This is a genomic window from Synechococcus sp. L2F (genome assembly GCF_024345695.1).
Classification (GTDB): Bacteria; Cyanobacteriota; Cyanobacteriia; order PCC-6307; family Cyanobiaceae; genus MW101C3.
On record NZ_JAGQBP010000003.1, the window covers coordinates 376106 to 394195 of the forward strand.

Here is an 18090-nt window from a genome sequence, read left to right on the forward strand (position 1 = left end):
GGCTCGCCTTGGCCAGGCCTGGACCCATGTCCCGGAGCCGCCTACAACTGGCGGCTGTTTACCTGGCGGTGATTGGGGTGATTCTCTATGGCGCTGGCCTTGGCATGTTTGGCCTGTTGATGCGCTCCAACTGGTCGGCCCTTGAGCGCGAGGTGGAAACCGTGGCCGGCACCTTGCATGACAGCCTCAAGCCGTTGCTGCCCGCGGAAGCCAGGCCCTCGCCCCAGCTGGCCGCGGTGCTGCCTGGCCTTTGTCTGGTCGGATCCCCCTGTCAGCCGGCCCCCTCACTGATCCCTCGCCATGCTGTGAGCATCACGGACTCGGAGCGGTTCTACCTGCGCCTGCTGGATCCCCGTGGTGTGCTGATCGCCCACTCCCCGGGATCGCCAAGGGTCAAGCCTGAACGCCCCGGCCCCACCTGGATGGTGGTGGCAGGGCTGGGAGGCGATCGCTTTCTGCAGTATTCGATCCACCTGCACCGTTCCCACACGCCAGCGCACCCTGGCGCGAATGCGCAGGAACTGGATTGGGGGTATCTGCAAATCGGACGCAGTTTGAGCGGGCTCGACGCAGAGCGGGAGCGGCTCTGGTGGGCAATCCAGACGATTGTTGTGCTCGCCCTGCTGGTGGCAGGCCTGGCCAGTTGGTGGCTGTCCGGTCTGGCGATGCGACCGCTGCTGGCGGCGTACCGGCAGCAGGAGCAGTTCACCGCCGATGCGGCACACGAACTCCGCGCACCTCTGGCCAACCTGCTGGCTGTGGTGGAGGCCCACAAGACGCAACTGTCAGCTGAACCCCTCGCCGGAGAGCGCGCGCTGGCGGTGGTCTACGGGCAGGGTAAGCGGCTGAGCCGCTTGATCAGTGACCTGCTACTGCTGGCCCGACTCGATGGTCCCGAGGCCGGAGCGGGCCTGCAGCCCTGCTCCTTTACACAGATCGCGCGCGATCTGCTGGAGGAGACCAGCGAGGGGGCGTCGATTGCCGAGGTGCAGCTCCGCCTGCAGGGTGGTGATGACGATCTCAACGTGTTCGGGGTGGAATCGGAGCTCTATCGGCTCGTTTCCAACCTGCTCTTGAACGCGATTCACTACACGCCCCCAGGCGGAGAGGTGGTGCTGAGCCTGAGGCGCGAGGGAAGTCATGGGCTGCTGGAGGTGCAGGACAGCGGCATCGGCATCGCTCCATGCGATCAGCAACGCATCTTTGATCGCTTCTTCCGCAGTGATCCCGGGCGTTCCCGCCAGCAGGGCGGCACCGGCCTTGGCCTCTCGATCGTGGCGGCGATCGTGCGCCGCCACCGGGGGGCGATCACGGTGCGCTCGGATGGGCACTCCGGCAGCTGTTTCACGGTGACCCTGCCTCTGGCCGCGAACTCCCCCGGGTTGCCTGTCCCCCGCTGATCGCCGTCCTGCTCAGAACGGTGGGCTGGCGGGCGTCCCCCTGCGGCGATCCAGCAGCAGTCCCAGGCCGGAGCCGATGACGAACAGGGTAAGCAGCGCCAGGATCGAGGAGTACCAGGGCTGCAGATTGATAAGGCCGAAGTTGCCCGTGTGCAGCTTCATCAGCCAGAAGGCCTCGATCCCCTGGGCCGAGAGGGCGCCGTAGAGCGAGCCGGAGAGCGCAGTGAGCAGCAGTGGCAGGGCGGCCAGGGGCACGAGGCTGCGGTGCACCCGGCGCATGAGGTGATGGCGGCTCACTCGTTCTGAAGCGCCTTGTGCAGTTGCTGTTCATTGGCACAGGGCATCCACAAGGAGCCCATCGCAAAAGTGCCTTTGCACTTGAGCTCAGCAGCGCGCTGCTCCGCCTCCTGCTTTGTTTTGAACATGCCCTTCATGTGCGCGGCGGCGGGCGGAGTGATGAAGAGCGGGGAGAAGGTCGTCGCTGCAAGGGCAGCCAGCAGAGCCCACCGGCTTCCTTTCAAGAGGGGGATGGCGTGGTGCTGATTCATCGAGTGGTAACCGCGTTGGTAAAGGAAACAGAGCAGAAATGTGGAGTCACTTCTCCTTGGAAACGGCCTTTTGATAGACATCAAAGTTCTGACACGGCATCCAGTCCTTGCCCATCGCAAAGACACCGCTGCACTTCAGCTCCTTCGCACGTACTTCCGCAGCGGCCTTGCTCGGGAACATGTCGTAGGCCTGGGCGCGGGCGGCGCCAGGGGACAGGCAGCCAGCGGCCAGCAGGACAAAAGCCAGGGCGATACGGTTCACGGAATGCCAGGGAAAAGTCAGAGATCCATTTTAGAGTCTCCCCATAGATGGAGAGTCAAGCCCATGGTGGCCATCGGCGTCACGACTGGCATGAAGATCGGTGCCCTCGCTGGCCGCAGTGGCCTGCCGGTCAAGACCCTGCGCTACTACGAAGAGTTGGGGCTGCTCCCGGCGATCGGCCGCAGCGAAGGCGGCTTCCGCCTGTTCGCTGAAGAGAGCCTGCGGCGCCTGGAGTTCATCCGTCGGCTCAAGACCCTGGGGCTCAGCCTGGAGGAAATCCAGGGCTGCCTGGCGGTGCACGACGCCGGTGAGCTGCCCTGCGGCGACATCGAGATCCAGCTGGGGCGTCAGATCGAGCGGATCGATGGCCAGATCAAGGAGCTCAGGCAACTCAGAAAGGAACTGCAGGACTTGCTGGCTAGCTGGCAGAGCGATCCCGTCAAGGACGGCGATCTGATCTGCCCCAATCTTCAGGTGTGACAGCTGGCATGTGAAGCAATGACCCGCAGCTTCGTCCAGTTTGCTTCTGCGTCCCCATGTTGATGACAGGCAGAACCCAGGGAGGAGAACTGATGAACCATCACCGTCTCGCGACGACAACAGGATTGGGAGTGCTTGTCCTGTCCCTGGCGGCTCCAGCACTGTCACAGCCACCCGCCTCAGCGGTCCCACCAGTAGGCGGGATGGGATCGGGGATGATGGGTGGGGGGCTGATGGGCTCCCAGTCGATGGATCAGCACTTCATCGTGATGATGATCCCTCACCACGACGGGGCGATCGCCATGGCCGATCTTGCCCTCACCCGAGCTAAGCGGCCCAAGATCAAAGAGCTGGCCAGGAACATCAAGGCCAGCCAGACCAGTGAGAACGCTCAGATGCGCACCTGGTACCGGCAGTGGTACGGCGGCGACGTTCCCGCCATGACGCGTAGTGGAGCCATGGGCATCGGGGGAATGGGTGGTGGCATGGGCCCTGGTATGGGCATGAGCTGCTGCAGCGGAATGGAAATGATGGGCACGAGCCTGGCCGCCCTCAAGAACGCCGCCGACTTCGATCGGGCCTTCATTGAGCAGATGATTCCCCACCACCGCATGGGCGTGATGATGGCCTCGATGGCCCAGAACAGCAGCCAGCATCCGCAGCTGAAGGCGATGCAGCAGGCGATGGTCAAGGAGCAGAGCAGGGAGATCGAGCAGATGACTCAGTGGTATCGCAACTGGTACGGAACGACCTGACTCTTATCAAGGACGGCTCAGACGGACTCCGCATCTTCCAACCCAACACCAGCCATGGATCCGTTCTTCATAACCGACACACCGAAAACCTTCGAGGAGACCAGTGCCGCCCTCCAGGAGGCAGTGGTGGACCACGGCTTCGGCGTACTGGCAGTACATGATCTGGGCAACACCCTGCGCAGCAAAGGTCTGCCATTCCCAGAGCAGTGCCGCATCTTCGAGGTGTGCAACCCTCAGCAGGCCGCCGCAGTGCTTAGCACCTCAATGGCGCTCAACATGGCCTTGCCGTGCAGGATTTCGGTCTACACCGAAGCCGGCCAGACCCGCCTCGGCATGATTCGCCCCGAGGTGATGCTCGCGGGCCTCTCGGCTGATCCGTCCCTGCAGGAGGTGGCCCGAGCCGTGGAGGCCTCCACTACGGCGATCATTAAGGCCACTGCGGCCTAGTCGCATGGCAGATCCCGCTGAAGCCTCGATGCGGAGCAGCTCAGTAAGAAGGGACCGCCTGCTGATGAGCTCTGGCGGGGCGGGATCGGGGTTTCTGGCGACTATGGGCTAGCCAACAGATGTGTGGTTGGCGCTGGCATCTTTTCCCTCCAGATGAATGTCAAGGGGGACGTCTTCCTGGTTCATGTCATCAAGCGCAGGGTTCCTCAGCATGCGCGGCCGCACAAGGGCTGACGCAAGCTGGCCCGCCTTCCGCGCGAAGCGCCTGGGGCACTGGCTTGTGCCTTAGTGCCTGGGCCAGCCCTTGCTGCTGGCCGTGCTGGTGCTTCGGGTCCTGTGCTGTTGCCTGATGGCTGCTGTTTCTTCTTCCTCCCGCTCCCGGTCCAAGTCCCGCTCCAGAAGCAACCACCGGCAGGGAGAGGCTTCTTCTACAGAGAAGCTGGTGGAGGCGATCATCCAGCTGCTGGAGGCTGGCACTACGCCCTGGCGGAGGGAGTGGGACGCCTCTGGTGGTGGGCACCACGTCAACCTGATCTCAGGGCATCGCTACCAGGGAGCGAACCCGATCCTGTTGACCTTCGGGATGCACCTGAGGGCTTCAGCGCTGCCCTACTGGTGCGGGTTTGCTGAGGCCAAGGCTTTGGGGATGTTCACCCGCAAGGGCTCTCAGGGGGTGCGGATCCTGAGGCCGCAGGTGAACCGGGTGGCAGGTGACACGGAGCGGTCGGGGAGCCTGGACGCATCGACAGCCACCCCAGGCATCAAGCCGGACGACGCGCCTACAGACCGGGTATGGATGAGCTTCCGGCCCGTGGTGGTGTTCAACGCGATCGACCTGGAAGGTGACGCCCTTGCTGGTTGGGTGGAGCAGAGGCAAGCAGAAGCAGCTGGGGCGGAGCGCAGTGAACCAGACCGCCTGGCTGCAGCAGAAGATCTGCTGGGGGCCTGGCCGGTACCGCTCAGCTTTGGTGGTGAACGCGCCTGCTACCTCCCCCAGATCGATCGGATCCAGCTGCCGGAGCGCGCTGCCTTTCACTCCGCCGCTGGGTTCTACGCCACCTGGGCCCAGGAGGTGATCCACTCCACGAGGCACGCCAGCTGCCTCCAGCGGGATCTGAGCGGGCGGTTTGGTTCTCGGGCCTATGCCCGAGAAGAACTGGTGGCGGAACTCGGTTCAGTCCTGCTGGGGGACCGGTTGGAGATCGGCAGTGCCCTTGAAAACCACGCGGCATACCTGGGGCACTGGCTGGACCTGCTCCGGGAAACTCCACAGGTGTTGTTCCAGGTGCTGGGTGAGGCCAGGCGAGCTGTGGAGCTGGTACTACCAGAGGCTGTAGAAAACGACCCTGGCTGATCGAGCAGGCAGCTTGGTCCGCGCTTGCATAAATGATCCACCAGCCGCTTCACTGGTAGTGGTGAGGAATAAAAAAGCTCTTCCATCCACAGTTGAAACCCCCATGATTAAATACTTTGACCACATCACAGTTGTGATCAGTGATGTTGAAGCGGCCAAGCACTTTTTCGGGCTCCTGGGCTTCAAGGAGAACAAGTCAGTAGTGATCAAGGGTCCCGTATTCTCCAGTTACATGGGGGTGGATGGCATCGAAGCAGAACACATCACACTTGCTTTGGAGAACATCTCACCGCGCATCGAAGTGCAACTGCTGAAGTACCGTCAGCCTGTTCCACTGCCCGCTCCAACGACTGACAGCCTCACCAACCTGGGGTTCAACCATATCTGCTTTACGGTAGATAACCTGGATGCTGAAGTGGAGAGGCTGAAAGCTGCGGGCATCAAGCTACGGAACGAGGTCATGACCTTCCATAGCCGAAAGCTCGTTTTTCTCTGCGGACCAGATGGAATCACCGTGGAGCTGGCTGAATGGGTTTAATTCGGTGCGTCGTGCGGGGGGACAAGCGACTGTGAAACACCGAGTGACTGCCGCTTGCTCTGTTGCTAGGAGCTGGAATATTCATGGCATACTTCCAAATGATTACTACCCGCTGAACGATCAATCTCCTCCTAAGTCTCCAAGCACCTGATCACCTCAGGCTTCACTTTCTGGCCCTGCCTGCCGATGAAGTCGGGGGATGCTGCCGCAACTTAGAAACAATGAGGTCATACTGCAGCATCCTTTTGTTCAATGGTATCCATTCCACAATCCCAAGCCCCACGGCGACGACCGATAGCTCGCCCTACAACGGGCTCACGACTGGCTGATGCCATTGCCCAAGGTCTCACTGAGCTGCGTTCTTACCAGCACGCAAAGAGGACGGCTTGGAAAACCAGTCAATGATGTTCACGTAGTTCCTCCACGCAGTGGGTGACACACTCTCCGTCGTCGAGGGAGCAGGTGGTGATGCATTCAAAATACGCTTCCACAGAATCCCATTTCTTCTCCTGGGAACTATCCATTTCTGGTACCTGCAGCCCATGAGCCATGCCGTTCCCGGCGGGGAGCTGATCAGCCGAATGGGAAACTGGGTAGGTCGAGCGAGCCATGGTCCTTTCTTCTGCGGATATCTCCACCATACGAACATGGTGTTTCAAACACCCATGAAATGAGTCTTCCTGCCTACTCAAGTGTTAAGTTGTTTGTGCTGTTTCCCTGCCAAGTACTCTTGCTTGGCTGATGCAGCTGAACTCAGCTCGCTTGGTGTGATGGTTCAACCCTGCAGCGATCGATCCCACCACCGACAGTGGCGCGGCATTCATGGACCAGCTGTTGTCGTACCAAGCCCTTTTGCTCTGGCTGGTGACTGGCAAAAAGTTAAATGATTCTGTTGTTTAAATTGCCCAAGGTCAATGTCTCGGCGGGGGTTCGGTGGTGGAACTTCTGTTACAGAGCAATCAGCCGGTGACCACCACCGACCAGATGCCTGCTCCAGGGCAGGACGCGATAGCGGTATCGCTCAGGTCATGCCATTCGGCTCGTCAACTAACGCCAATCCTTTGGCCAGGCAGCAGGTGTCCGTCTGGTGATCCCCTCCACCCGAACGTCTAACCCTGCTCCGATTGTTCACCAGCACCCCACCGGCCCGGTTGGGACCGGGGTGGCGGCGGCAACCGGCAAGGGCTGCGCGTTGGACCTGACGCTCCCCCTGCCTGAGTTGCAGCAGACGCTGGCTGGGGACGGTGTTCTACGCCGTTCCTTCCATTGAGCCGACTCCACTCCAACCTGCAACCACCGACCCTCAGACGGCCGCCACGATCGACGCCTGGCAGGTCGCTTGCGCTCAAGGCTTGCAGGTCGCTTGCGCTCAAGGCTGGCAGGAGCCTGAGCCGGAGTGCCTGCAGGCTGAACTCTCCCTACCTGCTACCGACCAGGGGCTGCTGGGTTCGGCCTGGGATAGCTGGTCGTCCAATCCCTATCTGGACCGCCAGCAGGTGGAGGAGCAGCCGGGCTTCTATCCCTTCGAGGAGCCCTGACGCGGCAGTTTCATGGCCGCTTCGCCAGACACCGCAGACCGTAACCCGGTGGGCAGGGTGTTCTTTGGCTGCGCCTCTGGGTCTGCGGCCTGGTCCGTCAAGGGCGTTGCAAGGGCCTGCGGCCCCCTTGACGAACCCGGCCCCGGGTTGCGGGAGCGGTGTTCTTTGGCGCCTCAGCCATGAAAAGCCGCTCGTTCAAGATCACCTGCTGGAAGTGGCTCTACCGCCACACGCGACAACTGCGCTGGTTGGCTGGACTGATCTGGCCCCTGCAGACCTTTCCTCGCCGGCTCGCGATCGAGCTGGAGCTAAGGCGCTGTGAACGCAGCTGGGAGCTGCACTAACGCCTGAGGGGCTGCGGCCCCTCTACCCCCCCTCAGGCGTGACGTGCTGCTCGTCAAGCAGCGCCTGGATGGGTAGTCACAACAGGTTGTTCAGCGGACAAGGGGGAGTGAGCTTGACGGGGTTGTGGTGATCTGCGGGGTCAGCCTTCGCAACTCACTGCCATTGCCCCGACCTGGCAGGGCATGGCCATTGACTAAGAGGGCGTAGCGCAGGATCGCGGCGACGCCAGCGTCATCGGGTAGATCCTCCTGCCGAACCGCCAGCACTTCACCACCCGAGAGCAGCACCCGCTGGGCGATCTCGTCGTACACGCCGTAGCTGTCTGCGCCGGCGATCTCCGCCTCGTCAATGCGGCCGTCGATTTCGTCGATCCGCCCGTTCATCACCCGGTCCATGTCCACCATCAGGCTCTGGACCGCTTCGAAGGTGGCGGCACGGGCGACTTGAGCCACATCGCTGCTGGCACGACCCTCGCTCCCGCGCACAGCGAACTGATCCCGCCAATCGGCGATCCACTGGCGGTTCATGTCGTCGAGCACGGCGCGGGAGGCCTCGGTGAGCTCCGCATCGGAAAGGCGCTCGGGGCTGCCCTCGATGCCGATGGGCGCCAGGTGGGGATAGGTGTTCACCGAGCGGTAGATCGCCCCGAGGCTGTCGACAGCGGCGAGGACCAGCGGGATCATCTGGCCGGCCAAACGCTCACGGAGCGCCTGATCCACCAGGCGGGCGTACTGGCGCAGCCGCACCTTCTTGCCTTCCGAGCCCGTGAGCCGGCCGCTGGGGGAACGGTCGTTGATGCTGGCCTTACCTGCCGCCGAGGCGGCATCGGTGGGCAGATCAGCCAGCCTCACGTTCGCGGCCGGCAGATCGGCGGAGACTTCGATCAGCCGGACCCCGCCCTCCGCTAGCGCCAGCACGTAGCAGGTGTTGCCGAAGGTGGTTGCGCGGAGAAGGGGTTTGAGGTGGAACCGGTCAGAGACCGCCACCAGCGGTTCGACGGTCGTCGGTAGGCGGTAGCTGATCAGATTCTCCGGCGTGGCGTAGACCACCACAGCGTGGGCCTGGAAGCGCCAGAACTCGTCGTCATCGATCAAATCATCGAAGGATTCGCTCAGGGCTTCCAATGCGGCCCGATCGGTGCCCGCGGCTTCCAGCTGGAGGATCGCCTCACCGGCCAGGGCGCGGAACTCAAGCCGGTCCACGTCCGTGTTCGGGGTGATCGGTGTGGTGGGCAGCACGATCGACACGCTGGGATCGTGGCGTCGCTTGGCCAGCGCAGCGAGATCGTCGCGTGTAGGGAGATCAAGATGAAGCATGCCGCGCCAGGGAAACTCCAGCTCCAATTGTGGCCTGAGATCGGTTTGCTGGCCGCTTGAATGCCGGCCACTTCGGTCGTGCGTGATGCGGATCCAAAACAGCTATGGGAGCCAAAAGACCCTGGGTGGTCTAATCCCCCAGCAGCGGCTCGCCCAGTTGGAAGCATGAACAACCTGGTGGGAAACCACACCTTGAGGTTCCCCAGCGCCTGCGGGCTCCGCTCCACCCGCTCGCTCCTGCTCGGGGTCAGGACATCACCGCCCGTGGCGCCGATGTCTTGACCACAGAACGGATGTTCCACAACTTCAGCATCTCCTTTTCCCAGTGGCTCAGCCTGATCGTCATACCGGGTAGTCGGCAGCAAGCCGAAAAAGGTCTTTGCGTCCATCAATGACCAACATGGTCAAACAGGCCTTGAACTCAGGGCAGCGAATTCTGCGGCTGAACATCGGCGAGAGACCGCGGGCCTGGCTACTGTCGAGGCTCAACTGATAACAATCGTCCCTGCTTGCAAATCTCGTCAAGATGACACCATTTTGGGCCCAACTTCTGGGCCTGCAAACCCTGTCCAGAGCCACACTCAGATATCCATCAAGCAAGTAGCGACTCCTACAACCTGCAGTTCCTGGATATAGCCGTGGCTGGGTCAAGCATGACAACTTTGGGCAAGCAGCTTCGTTGCCTTCAGATCTACTTGTCATCAGTCTTTAGAGCTTGGTGCCCGAGCCAGCTTTTGAGTTCCACATAGAACACAGGCACCACGAACAGTGACAACACAGTGGCGACGGCGAGGCCACCGAAAACAACCGTACCGAGGGAAATCTGGCTACGGGCACCAGCTCCGCTGGAGAAAACCAGGGGTAGGAATCCCAGCAGCGATGCGATGGCGGTCATCAGGATGGGACGCAGTCTCGATCGGGCCGACTCCCGGGCGGCTTCCAGCACAACAACGCCCCCAGCGAGTCGCTGATTCGCCAGATCGACGATCAGAATCCCGTTCTTGGCGGCCAGGCCAATCAGCATCACCAGACCCACCTGGGCATAGACATTCAGGACCTCACCCCGCAAGCTCAGAAACAGCATGGCCCCTAGCATGGCGGTAGGCACGGTCATCAGCACGATCAGCGGATCGCTGACGCTTTCATACTGGGCTGCCAGGACCAGGTAGACCACCAGGATGCCTAGAGCAAAGATCGCGAGTGCCAGAGAACCGGCTTTGATCTCCTCTCGGGAAATGCCAGTCCAGTCGTATCCGAGTCCGTTGATCTGCAAGCCGCGGAACAAGTTTTCCATCCTGTTGATGGCCTCACCTGAACTGCGGCCCGGCGCCGCCTTTCCTTCAATCTTGATGGCACGGTAGAGGTTGAAGTGGGGAATCACTGAAGGGCCGGTGGTGGGTTCCACACGGAAGAACTCCGAGAGGACAATCGATTTGCCAGCGCTGTTGTTCACGTACAGCGAGTTCAGCCGTTCTGGGGTGGCGCGGAAGCCTTGGTCGGCTTGCACGTAGACACGGCGAACCTTGCCGGACTGGAACGTATCGTTCACATAACTCCCACCCATGGTCACGCTGAAGGCCTGCATCGCCTTGCCGAAATCCACATCCAGAGCCGCCATGCGATCACGATCCACCTGAACCCGCAGCTTCGGTGAGACGGCCGAGAACTGGGTAAAAGCAACTTCAAAGGCGTCATTGGCATTGGCCTTTCCGATGAGCTCGTCAGCAGCTCCGGCAAACTTGGACAGATCCAGGGCGCCGGCGCTCTTATCCAGCAACTGGAATTCAAAGCCGCCCGAGTTGCCATAGCCGCGAATTGGCGGAGGCTCGATGACGATCATACGGGCGTCCTCTATCACCGACAGTTTTCCATTCAGGCGCCCCACAACCGCCGCAGCACTCTGATCGGCTCTACGGCGCTCCTCCCATGGTTTCAACCCGAAAAAGAAGAATCCTCGGTTGGGGGTGTTGCCTTCAAAGCCAGCTCCACTGAACAACGCCGCAGTGGCGATCTCTGGTTCTCCGCGCAGGATCTCAGCCACCCGTTGGTTGATGCGCTCGGTATTTGGAAGCGAGGTCCCTTCCGGAGCCTGCAGAATGCCAAGGGCATAACCTTGATCCTCCACAGGCACGAAACCTGTGGGGATCGCCGTAAAGGCCACCCCAGTGAAAATAATGCCCCCCAGCAACAGGCCTATTACCAGACGCCGACGGTCGAGCACCCAGTCCAGGCCGATGTAATAACGACGCTCCATCAGGGCATAGATCAGGTTGAAGCGGTTGAAGATCTCGGGTGTGAACCAGCTCACCAGCAGGCCCAGTGCGGTGCAGAGCACCACGCTGAGCGGACGGTCAACCCCGCCGATCAGCATGCCGGTAAGGGCGCCGGCTACGGCCAGTGGCAGCATCAGCGGCCACCCGGTGAGCTTGCTCAGGCAGTAGCCCAGCAGTGTTCCAATTACGAGGGCCCCCAGAATCGTGAGGACGCCGCCGCCGCTGAGCAAGACTCCGAAGATGAAGGCCAGGGTGGTTCCGCCGATGGCGTAATTGGAACGGCCTGGAGCGGCGTCAAAACGGTCTAGCAGCACGGCCGAGAGCATCGGCGAAAACGTGAGGGCGTTGAAGGTGGAGATGGTGATCGCTGCCATGATAGTGACAGCAAACTGTTTGTAAATCGTTCCAGTCGCACCAGGGAAGAACAGCACCGGCACGAATACGGCGATCAACACCAGCGAGGTGGCGAGGATTGCGCCGAAGAGTTCGCTCATGGCGGCCTGGGCCGCTGCGAGGGCGTTCAGGCCAGAGCGCTTTTTGCTCACGGTGTCTTCGATTACCACGATGGCGTCATCAACCACCAGCCCGGTCGCCAAAACCAGTCCGAACAGGGTCAGTTGGTTGAGTGACACGCCGACCAGTTTGGCCACAGCGAAGGTGCCGATCAGCGATACAGGAATGGCGATTGTTGGCACCAACGTCGCCCTCCAATCCTGCAGGAACAGAAACAGGATCAGCACCACCAGCACGATGGCGTCCCGCAGGGCCGCCACCACGCCTTCAATGGACGCGTTGATGAAATCGCTGTTGTCATAGACTTTCTCCATCTTCACCCCTACGGGCAGGGTGCTGGCGAAACTCTCGAGTACCCTCTTGACGCCGGTGGAAACCTCAAGGGCGTTGCTGCCACTGAGCTGATAGACAGCCATACCCACCGACGGAACGCCTTGTAGATCGGTGCTGCTGACGTCATAGCTCTCGCCTCCCAAGGAGACCCGGCCAACATCTTTGAGGCGAACAAGACCGCCGCTTGGAGTCTTGCGAACGATCATGTTCTCGAACTCCGTTACAGAGGTGAGCCGTCCCTGCAGTTCCACGCTGAAGGTATATTCCTGCTCGGCAGCAGCTGGAGAGCTGCCGATCTGGCCAGCCGGCACCAGCCGGTTCTGGCTTGTCAAAGCATCCACCACGTCGCTGGCTGTCAAGCCATTCACAGCCAGGCTTACTGGGTTGAGCCAGAGGCGGATGGCGAGCTTGCGGGAGCCGAAGTAAGTCACATCACCGACTCCCGTCACCCGTTTGATCTCGTCGGTGAGGCCCTGGTCCAGTAAACCACTGATCGTCTCGACGCTATAGGGCTGCTTGGTATCGGTACTGCCGAAGATGTAGACGAGCAGAATTGAGGTGGAAGCCTTGTTAACCGTGACACCAGACTGGCGTACCTCATCAGGCAGCTGTGGCTCTGCCAAACCCACCCGGTTCTGCACGTTCACCTGGTTGATGTTCCTGTCGCTGCCGTTTTTGAAGGCAACAGTGATCGCGCTGCTTCCATCCGACGCGCTGCTGGAGGTGATGTACTCCATGCCCTCTACGCCGTTGATCTGCTGTTCCAGCACGGAGGTAACACCCTGCTCGACACTGATCGCATCGCCACCTGCATAGCTGGCGGACACGCGCACAGTGGGCGGTGCGATGTCTGGCAGGTTCTCTACGGGCAAGAGCGGAATCGAGATCAGCCCAGCAATCACAATCAACAAGCTGCAGACCGCCGTAAGCACCGGTCTCCGGATGAATTGGTTCGAGAGCGACATGCGGCAGGTGGCGGTTTAGGACCTGGGCTTGATCGGTACGCCGTGGCGGAGGTTGATGAGGTTTGAAGTGATCACGGCCTCTCCGGGGCTGATGCCGCTGAGCACAGGAAAGCGGTTGTTCTGGAGTGGCCCGAGCACCACAGGACGCTGCAGGGCTACAAGGGTGGTAGCCGGTAGCTTGGCGAGTGAGGCCAGATCGGCCCTGTCAGGGTTCGCGCGGAGCTGGGCAAGGGTTCCTGTGATGAACACAAAGTTCTGGCCGGGGAGCTGCTGCACCGCCTTGAAGGGAACCGAGAGTTGCTGGTTCTGCTCCAGTACCAATTTCGTACGTACCTTGACGCCGCTGCGTAAGCGGCCGCCACGATTGTCGAACTCGGCTTTCGCTAGCAGCGTCTGACTGCCATCGCCGACCACTGGATCGATCGATTGCACAAGGCCGTTGGCCAAGGGCTGGTCGGTGGCCGGATCGCTGAGGAGCACGGTCTGGCCGAGCCGCACCCGTTCGGCGTAGACCGTTGGCACCTCAATCCTGACCATCAACCGATCGTTGCTCACCAACTTGGTGAAGGGGTCACCGCTCGTGATCACATCACCCTGCTTCACTTGCAGGTCGGCAACGGTACCGCTGATCGGTGCACGCAGATTGCGGAATCGGCGGTCAGCTTCCCTGGCGATCAGGGCCTCCCGAGAGGCGATTGACTCCTGTCGAAACTGGTCCCGCTGGATCGGGCTGGCGGCCCCTTGGCGTACCAGCGACTCATAACGTTCATAGTTGAGCTGGTCACTGGCGGCCTTGGCCCGCAGGTTGATCACGTCGGCCTTCTGCTGCTCCTGATCCAGCACCAGCAGCAAATCACCCTTTTGAACCTGGCTACCCTGGCGCACCAAGATCCTCTCGATCCTGCCGTCCGCCTGGGCGGAAAGCTGCACCAGATCTGGCGCCTCCAGGCTGCTCACCGTTTCGACGCTGGTGCTGAAGGTTGCCAGCTGGGCAGGTTCTGTCTGCACCGGCAACGCGCCGCCTCTCGGCGGTCCTGACGGTTCAGAGCAGCTGGTGAGAGAAAGCGCTATGAGCCCCATCGCCAGGGGAAGACAAAACTGGCGCGGTGCCGGAACGCGCAAGAAAAATGCGCCCAGCGGCATAAAACAAGGGATATTTCTTCGCCACATCTTGGCGGAAAAGAGCCCACCCTGTTGAGAACCATTCTCAGGAGGCGGGAAGGCTTGTTATCCGCTCCTCTCCTTTCTCCACCCTTTTACCTACAGCTTGGAAGCGCGCCACTCTGAACACAGCTAGTGAAGCGGTAGTGCCTATGGGGCTGATGCCCCTTCTTCTGGCCAACCTTGCTGCTGCTCGCTCTGCTGTTGGTGGTTTCCAGCGACTGTGGGCTCCGCTCCACCTTCTCGCGCCTGCTCGGGGTTTCGCTGCGCCCGCTCGTGGCGCGGGTGGGGGATGCTGCTGGAGGTGTGCTGGAGCTGGTTGAAGCGTCGAGCAGGCCGTAGCTGCTGCGCACAGCGGTCGGGTCTTTTTCACTCCCCGGTGTCTTTCAGCGCCTTGGTTGCGCGGTGGCTGGGGCGGTGGTCGTTCAGGAGCACCTGTCGGGGTCTTGCTGGCACAGCGCGCGGGTTGAGTGGGCGTTGTGGTGCTGGCTTGGTCTTCCCCCGATGGTCCCAACGCGGTGCTGCGGATGGGGGGGCGCATCCTGCGCCAACTCACGATGCGCCCTCTCTCTCAACGCGATCGCCTTGTGCACCAATACCTTTCCCTGGCCGGTGCCCTGGCCCAATGGCTGCGGGATCGGGCTTTGATAGTGCCCCTGCCGATGAACGCTTGCGCGGAAGCCCCCTGGACCCACCAGAGCCTGGATCAGGGCCGCCCTGAAGGCGGCGGCAGCTGGCTCGGTGGCCTGGCCGCCCCAGACTCCAGGTCTCCAGAAACGGAAAAAGCGCGGGACGTAGGGCTGGAGGCCATGGTCGATCAACTGCCCACCGAGAGGTGGACTGGTTTTTCTGGACAGCCCCCAACGTTAACCTCTGAGGTGGGGCATCGCCCCTGAAAGGGGGCTCACAGTGTTGAGCAAGCGCCGTACCTACAGCCCCGAGGTCAAGGCCAGGGTCGCCATGGTGGCGTTCAGTGGCCGCAAGACGATCAAGGAGATCGCCGCCCACCACGCTGTACACCCGATCCAGGTCAGCCAATGGAAGCGGCAGCTGCTCGACGGTGCCACGGAACGTTTCACCAGAAGCAAGAAGTCCAATGGCAAGGACGAGGAGCAGACCAAAGAGGCTGAGCTGGTCCAGCTGCACAGCCTTGCAGAAGCCTGACGGCTACGCGCAGCTGCAGATGGAGCTGGAGTTGCTCTGATGTTCGTGAACCACGCAAGCTGGTCGATCCGCTCTCTAAGGCAGTCGCTGCTCATCAGATCGGCTGCGATGGCCGGGTCCTCTCGGTCGACGACATCACAGGCCACCACTTTATTGCTGCAGACGTCGATCACCAGGTAGAGAACCAGCCACACACCGCGCACGTTGGTGGTTACGGCATTTACCAGTAAATCTGATTAGTCCCATTCTTCGTCATCTTCGTTCTCGGGGGTTAACACCGGCTGTCGGTTCCGGTTGACCGGTGCTCTGAGTGAGCGAGATTCGAATCCAGCTCGATCGATAGCTGCTGCCGTTTGACCGACGGAGTCAAGCAACGCCCCGCTGATGGGAGCTAGCTCCCGGCAGAAGGTGGCGATCGTGGTCCAGACGTTGGGTTCGTAGGAAGTCATCGGAATTGTTCGGAAAGCTGGGTGTTGATGGTCATGGGTTGGGTAGATTGGGGCTTGTTTCTGTTGTGGAGGCACTCCTCCTGTGGGATTCAGGTCTCACAAGGGGTGGAGGCCCAGGAAAGCCCGCAGGGCTCCTCTTTTGACGGGCTCGGGGGGAAGCTCCAGCGCCTCCCGACGCAGCCAAAGTCCCCGCAAGCCATGGCAGCATCAAGCCACACCGGCGGTCGTCACAGCGCCGCTGGTGTGGACACGACCGGCAAGGAGGTCAGAGCCCTTGCCCTTTCCTCTTCTGGCTTTGCCCTGCCTCAGGCGGTAAGAACCTCCTCTTGACCGCAGGCCCTCAGCGGCGGGTTGCCGCCAGCGCCAGTTCATGGGCCTGGGTAAGGGTGGCGGCGGCTTTGCCGAACCACAGCCCCTCCAGCCGCTGGCGGGCGGCTTCGATCGGATCTCTCGAGCGGCCAGCGTCGTGGGAGAGGTATTCGGTCACCGCCTGGTAGGCGCCCCACATCGAGCCCTGCACGCCCGGGATGTCACTGCCAATGGCCCGGCCTTCGAACTTGGCGGAAAGACCCTCCCAAGCGGGAAGATCCTCCACCCGCCTGGGCCGGCTGGTCGCCGCATCGCCCCGGCGGTCATTGATCGCTCCCCGCAGCTGATCGGCGAACAGGGTCTCGACATAGCTGCGGAACTGCGCAGCCGTGCAGGGGGCGGCGGCCATCGCCCGCAGTTCGGCCAGCCCTCCACTGAATTGCTGCCGCTGCAGGTCAATCAGCTCAGGGAGCCGGCTGATCAAGGCATTGGCATTGCGGGTGTGGCGGATGCGGCAGCCCTGCTGGCGCCGGCTACTTGCTGAGGCAAGACCCAGGGCAGCAGAGAGCGTGTTCTTGCACACCACCCGGATGGGGGAGAAGAACACGGAGAAAGCGATCGTGCCGTCATGGCTCGTGCAGCCAACCAGGTACTGATTCACTGGATCACCGGGGAGCACCTCCCCTTCTGATTGGGGCACCCTTGCAGTAAAGATCACCTTGCGGCCGCCGGCCAGGACGCAGACCGCATCCATGACCGCATCGCTATGGAGGGCCTCGGCGACCCGGATCAACTGCTCGTTTTGCACCACCTCATAGGTGGCGTTCATCACCGAGAGGGTGGTGCCGGTATCGGTCCTTGTAATCGCCTGGTAGCCATCAATGGGCTGCATATCGGCGTCGTAGACGGGTAGGCCGGCGAGCTGGAAGTCAGCGCCACCGAGGCGGAAGGCTTCCCGCGCCGGCAGGGTGCCGTCAAGGACCAGGCCCAGGCGGTGCCAGGCGGGCTGGCTGTTGAGGAAGACACCGGAGTGGAAATCGTGGGACATGGGGTTCACAGCTGCGGCACACAGGCCGCCAGAGAGGACAAAAAAGCCGGCCTCGGGGGGGAGACCGGCAACTGCTGGGGCGGGGCTCACACCCGCCTGCCCGTTTGAACGGATCAGCTGCAGGAGGGAGATGGGTTGAGCAGCCGGAGGCGATCGACCACCAGCCGCAGGCCGCAGTGGTTCCCGCATAGCCGTCCGGAGGCCGCCAGTCGCATGCCGGGTATGGCATGGTCGCTGAGTTCCTGCGCCTGCTTCCCCCAGACCTCGATCAGCACTGAGAAGCCACCGGCGGACTCTTCGTGCCAGCGGGGGGTGACGCCGGGGACCAGCAGGAGCAGCTCGGCGCGGATGGCGCCGCAGTCAAAGCTGGTCAGCTGCACCGGCAGGGGGGCGGTGCCCGTCAGCATGGTGATATTCATGGCCTCTGGGCTCCATTGGGGCAGCAGGCAGGGGAATCGAGGAAGGAGAAGGCGTCATCCAGGTCCTTGTGGCGCGGTGGGGACAAACTGGCGGCTCCCCGGCTGCCGGTTCGGGCGCTTTCAGGCTCAGGGGTAGGGGTGACCTGGAGCTGGAGGCCGCTGAGCTCGCCATTGCGATGCCAAGCCATCTGGCGGCCCATGCTCTGCAGGAACAGGATTCCGGAGAGGACGTCATCGTCTTCATGGAGGAGGCCGATCGGAGGGAAGACGGAACCATCGGGGCGGCGGATGGTGATCTCGCTGTGGAAATGCATGAAAAAAGCCTGCGCAGCAGGCGGTGGAGGGGATTGAGAGGGAGGCAGGGGGTTAGCCAGCTGGAGGCGGTGGACCGGCAGGCGGGAACCAGACCGCTGACTGGAAGGCACACGCGTCAGTGCCCTGGCCCGTTCTCGGGGAAACAGAACCGCAAGGCG

The 18090-nt window shown here is 61.9% G+C and carries 19 protein-coding genes; 10 read left to right on the plus strand and 9 right to left on the minus strand.

Annotated features, from left to right (window positions below):
* Positions 1-26 precede the first annotated feature (26 nt).
* Entirely contained in the window at positions 27-1400 is a 1374-nt protein-coding gene (gene rppB / locus KBZ19_RS10965) for a two-component system sensor histidine kinase RppB (RefSeq protein ID WP_255100948.1), read from the plus strand.
* A 12-nt stretch (positions 1401-1412) separates the two neighbouring features.
* Here the strand turns inward: rppB and KBZ19_RS10970 are convergent, their stop codons facing one another.
* The 3 genes from KBZ19_RS10970 to KBZ19_RS10980 are packed head-to-tail and all read right to left on the minus strand — an operon-like array spanning position 1413 to position 2210.
* Positions 1413-1679, minus strand: a complete 267-nt coding sequence (locus KBZ19_RS10970) for a hypothetical protein (protein WP_261346487.1) — start codon at positions 1677-1679, stop codon at positions 1413-1415.
* 14 nt (positions 1680-1693) lie between these two features.
* Positions 1694-1948: a DUF3721 domain-containing protein gene (locus KBZ19_RS10975; RefSeq protein WP_255100950.1), complete on the minus strand. Its 255-nt coding sequence runs from the start codon at positions 1946-1948 to the stop codon at positions 1694-1696.
* Between the two features lie 46 nt (positions 1949-1994).
* Positions 1995-2210: a DUF3721 domain-containing protein gene (locus tag KBZ19_RS10980; protein ID WP_094510545.1), complete on the minus strand. Its 216-nt coding sequence runs from the start codon at positions 2208-2210 to the stop codon at positions 1995-1997.
* A 63-nt stretch (positions 2211-2273) separates the two neighbouring features.
* Here KBZ19_RS10980 and KBZ19_RS10985 point away from each other — a divergent pair, with 63 nt between their 5' ends.
* The 7 genes from KBZ19_RS10985 (at position 2274) to KBZ19_RS11015 (ending at position 7666) form a co-directional block, all read left to right on the plus strand.
* A complete protein-coding gene (locus KBZ19_RS10985; RefSeq protein WP_255100951.1) occupies positions 2274-2690 on the plus strand; it encodes a heavy metal-responsive transcriptional regulator in 417 nt (138 codons plus the stop codon).
* A gap of 233 nt (positions 2691-2923) precedes the next feature.
* Entirely contained in the window at positions 2924-3445 is a 522-nt protein-coding gene (locus KBZ19_RS10990) for a DUF305 domain-containing protein (RefSeq protein ID WP_255100952.1), read from the plus strand.
* A 54-nt stretch (positions 3446-3499) separates the two neighbouring features.
* Positions 3500-3892: a DUF302 domain-containing protein gene (locus KBZ19_RS10995; RefSeq protein WP_255100953.1), complete on the plus strand. Its 393-nt coding sequence runs from the start codon at positions 3500-3502 to the stop codon at positions 3890-3892.
* 349 nt (positions 3893-4241) lie between these two features.
* Positions 4242-5246 (plus strand): ArdC family protein, encoded by a 1005-nt coding sequence (locus tag KBZ19_RS11000; RefSeq protein ID WP_255100954.1) that lies wholly within the window; start codon positions 4242-4244, stop codon positions 5244-5246.
* A gap of 13 nt (positions 5247-5259) precedes the next feature.
* Positions 5260-5784, plus strand: coding sequence for a VOC family protein (locus tag KBZ19_RS11005; RefSeq protein ID WP_255100955.1), 525 nt, complete (start codon positions 5260-5262; stop codon positions 5782-5784).
* Positions 5785-7136: 1352 nt separating this feature from the next.
* On the plus strand, positions 7137-7322 hold the full coding sequence (locus tag KBZ19_RS11010) for a hypothetical protein (protein WP_255100956.1): 186 nt from the start codon (positions 7137-7139) through the stop codon (positions 7320-7322).
* 179 nt (positions 7323-7501) lie between these two features.
* On the plus strand, positions 7502-7666 hold the full coding sequence (locus KBZ19_RS11015; protein ID WP_255100957.1) for a hypothetical protein: 165 nt from the start codon (positions 7502-7504) through the stop codon (positions 7664-7666).
* A 90-nt stretch (positions 7667-7756) separates the two neighbouring features.
* Here the strand turns inward: KBZ19_RS11015 and KBZ19_RS11020 are convergent, their stop codons facing one another.
* The 3 genes from KBZ19_RS11020 to KBZ19_RS11030 form a co-directional block, all read right to left on the minus strand.
* A complete protein-coding gene (locus tag KBZ19_RS11020; RefSeq protein ID WP_255100958.1) occupies positions 7757-8983 on the minus strand; it encodes a hypothetical protein in 1227 nt (408 codons plus the stop codon).
* 691 nt (positions 8984-9674) lie between these two features.
* On the minus strand, positions 9675-13067 hold the full coding sequence (locus KBZ19_RS11025) for an efflux RND transporter permease subunit (RefSeq protein ID WP_255100959.1): 3393 nt from the start codon (positions 13065-13067) through the stop codon (positions 9675-9677).
* A 15-nt stretch (positions 13068-13082) separates the two neighbouring features.
* Positions 13083-14075 (minus strand): efflux RND transporter periplasmic adaptor subunit, encoded by a 993-nt coding sequence (locus tag KBZ19_RS11030; protein ID WP_255100960.1) that lies wholly within the window; start codon positions 14073-14075, stop codon positions 13083-13085.
* A gap of 336 nt (positions 14076-14411) precedes the next feature.
* On the opposite strand from KBZ19_RS11030, the gene KBZ19_RS11035 reads away from it, so the two are divergent.
* Both KBZ19_RS11035 and KBZ19_RS11040 read left to right on the plus strand, forming a co-directional pair.
* The gene (locus tag KBZ19_RS11035; RefSeq protein WP_255100961.1) at positions 14412-14570 is read left to right on the plus strand and encodes a hypothetical protein; all 159 of its coding nucleotides are present in this window, start codon (positions 14412-14414) and stop codon (positions 14568-14570) included.
* Between the two features lie 570 nt (positions 14571-15140).
* Positions 15141-15392 (plus strand): transposase, encoded by a 252-nt coding sequence (locus tag KBZ19_RS11040; RefSeq protein WP_255100962.1) that lies wholly within the window; start codon positions 15141-15143, stop codon positions 15390-15392.
* Positions 15393-16181: 789 nt separating this feature from the next.
* Here KBZ19_RS11040 and KBZ19_RS11045 read toward each other — a convergent pair.
* The 3 genes from KBZ19_RS11045 to KBZ19_RS11055 form a co-directional block, all read right to left on the minus strand.
* On the minus strand, positions 16182-17198 hold the full coding sequence (locus KBZ19_RS11045; protein ID WP_255100963.1) for a DUF932 domain-containing protein: 1017 nt from the start codon (positions 17196-17198) through the stop codon (positions 16182-16184).
* A gap of 113 nt (positions 17199-17311) precedes the next feature.
* Positions 17312-17617 carry a hypothetical protein gene (locus KBZ19_RS11050; protein WP_255100964.1) on the minus strand — a complete coding sequence of 102 codons (306 nt, stop codon included), beginning with the start codon at positions 17615-17617 and terminating at the stop codon, positions 17312-17314.
* Complete coding sequence (locus KBZ19_RS11055) at positions 17614-17931, minus strand: hypothetical protein (RefSeq protein ID WP_255100965.1); 318 nt, start codon at positions 17929-17931, stop codon at positions 17614-17616. Before KBZ19_RS11055 ends, KBZ19_RS11050 begins: the two co-directional genes overlap by 4 nt.
* Positions 17932-18090: the final 159 nt, after the last annotated feature.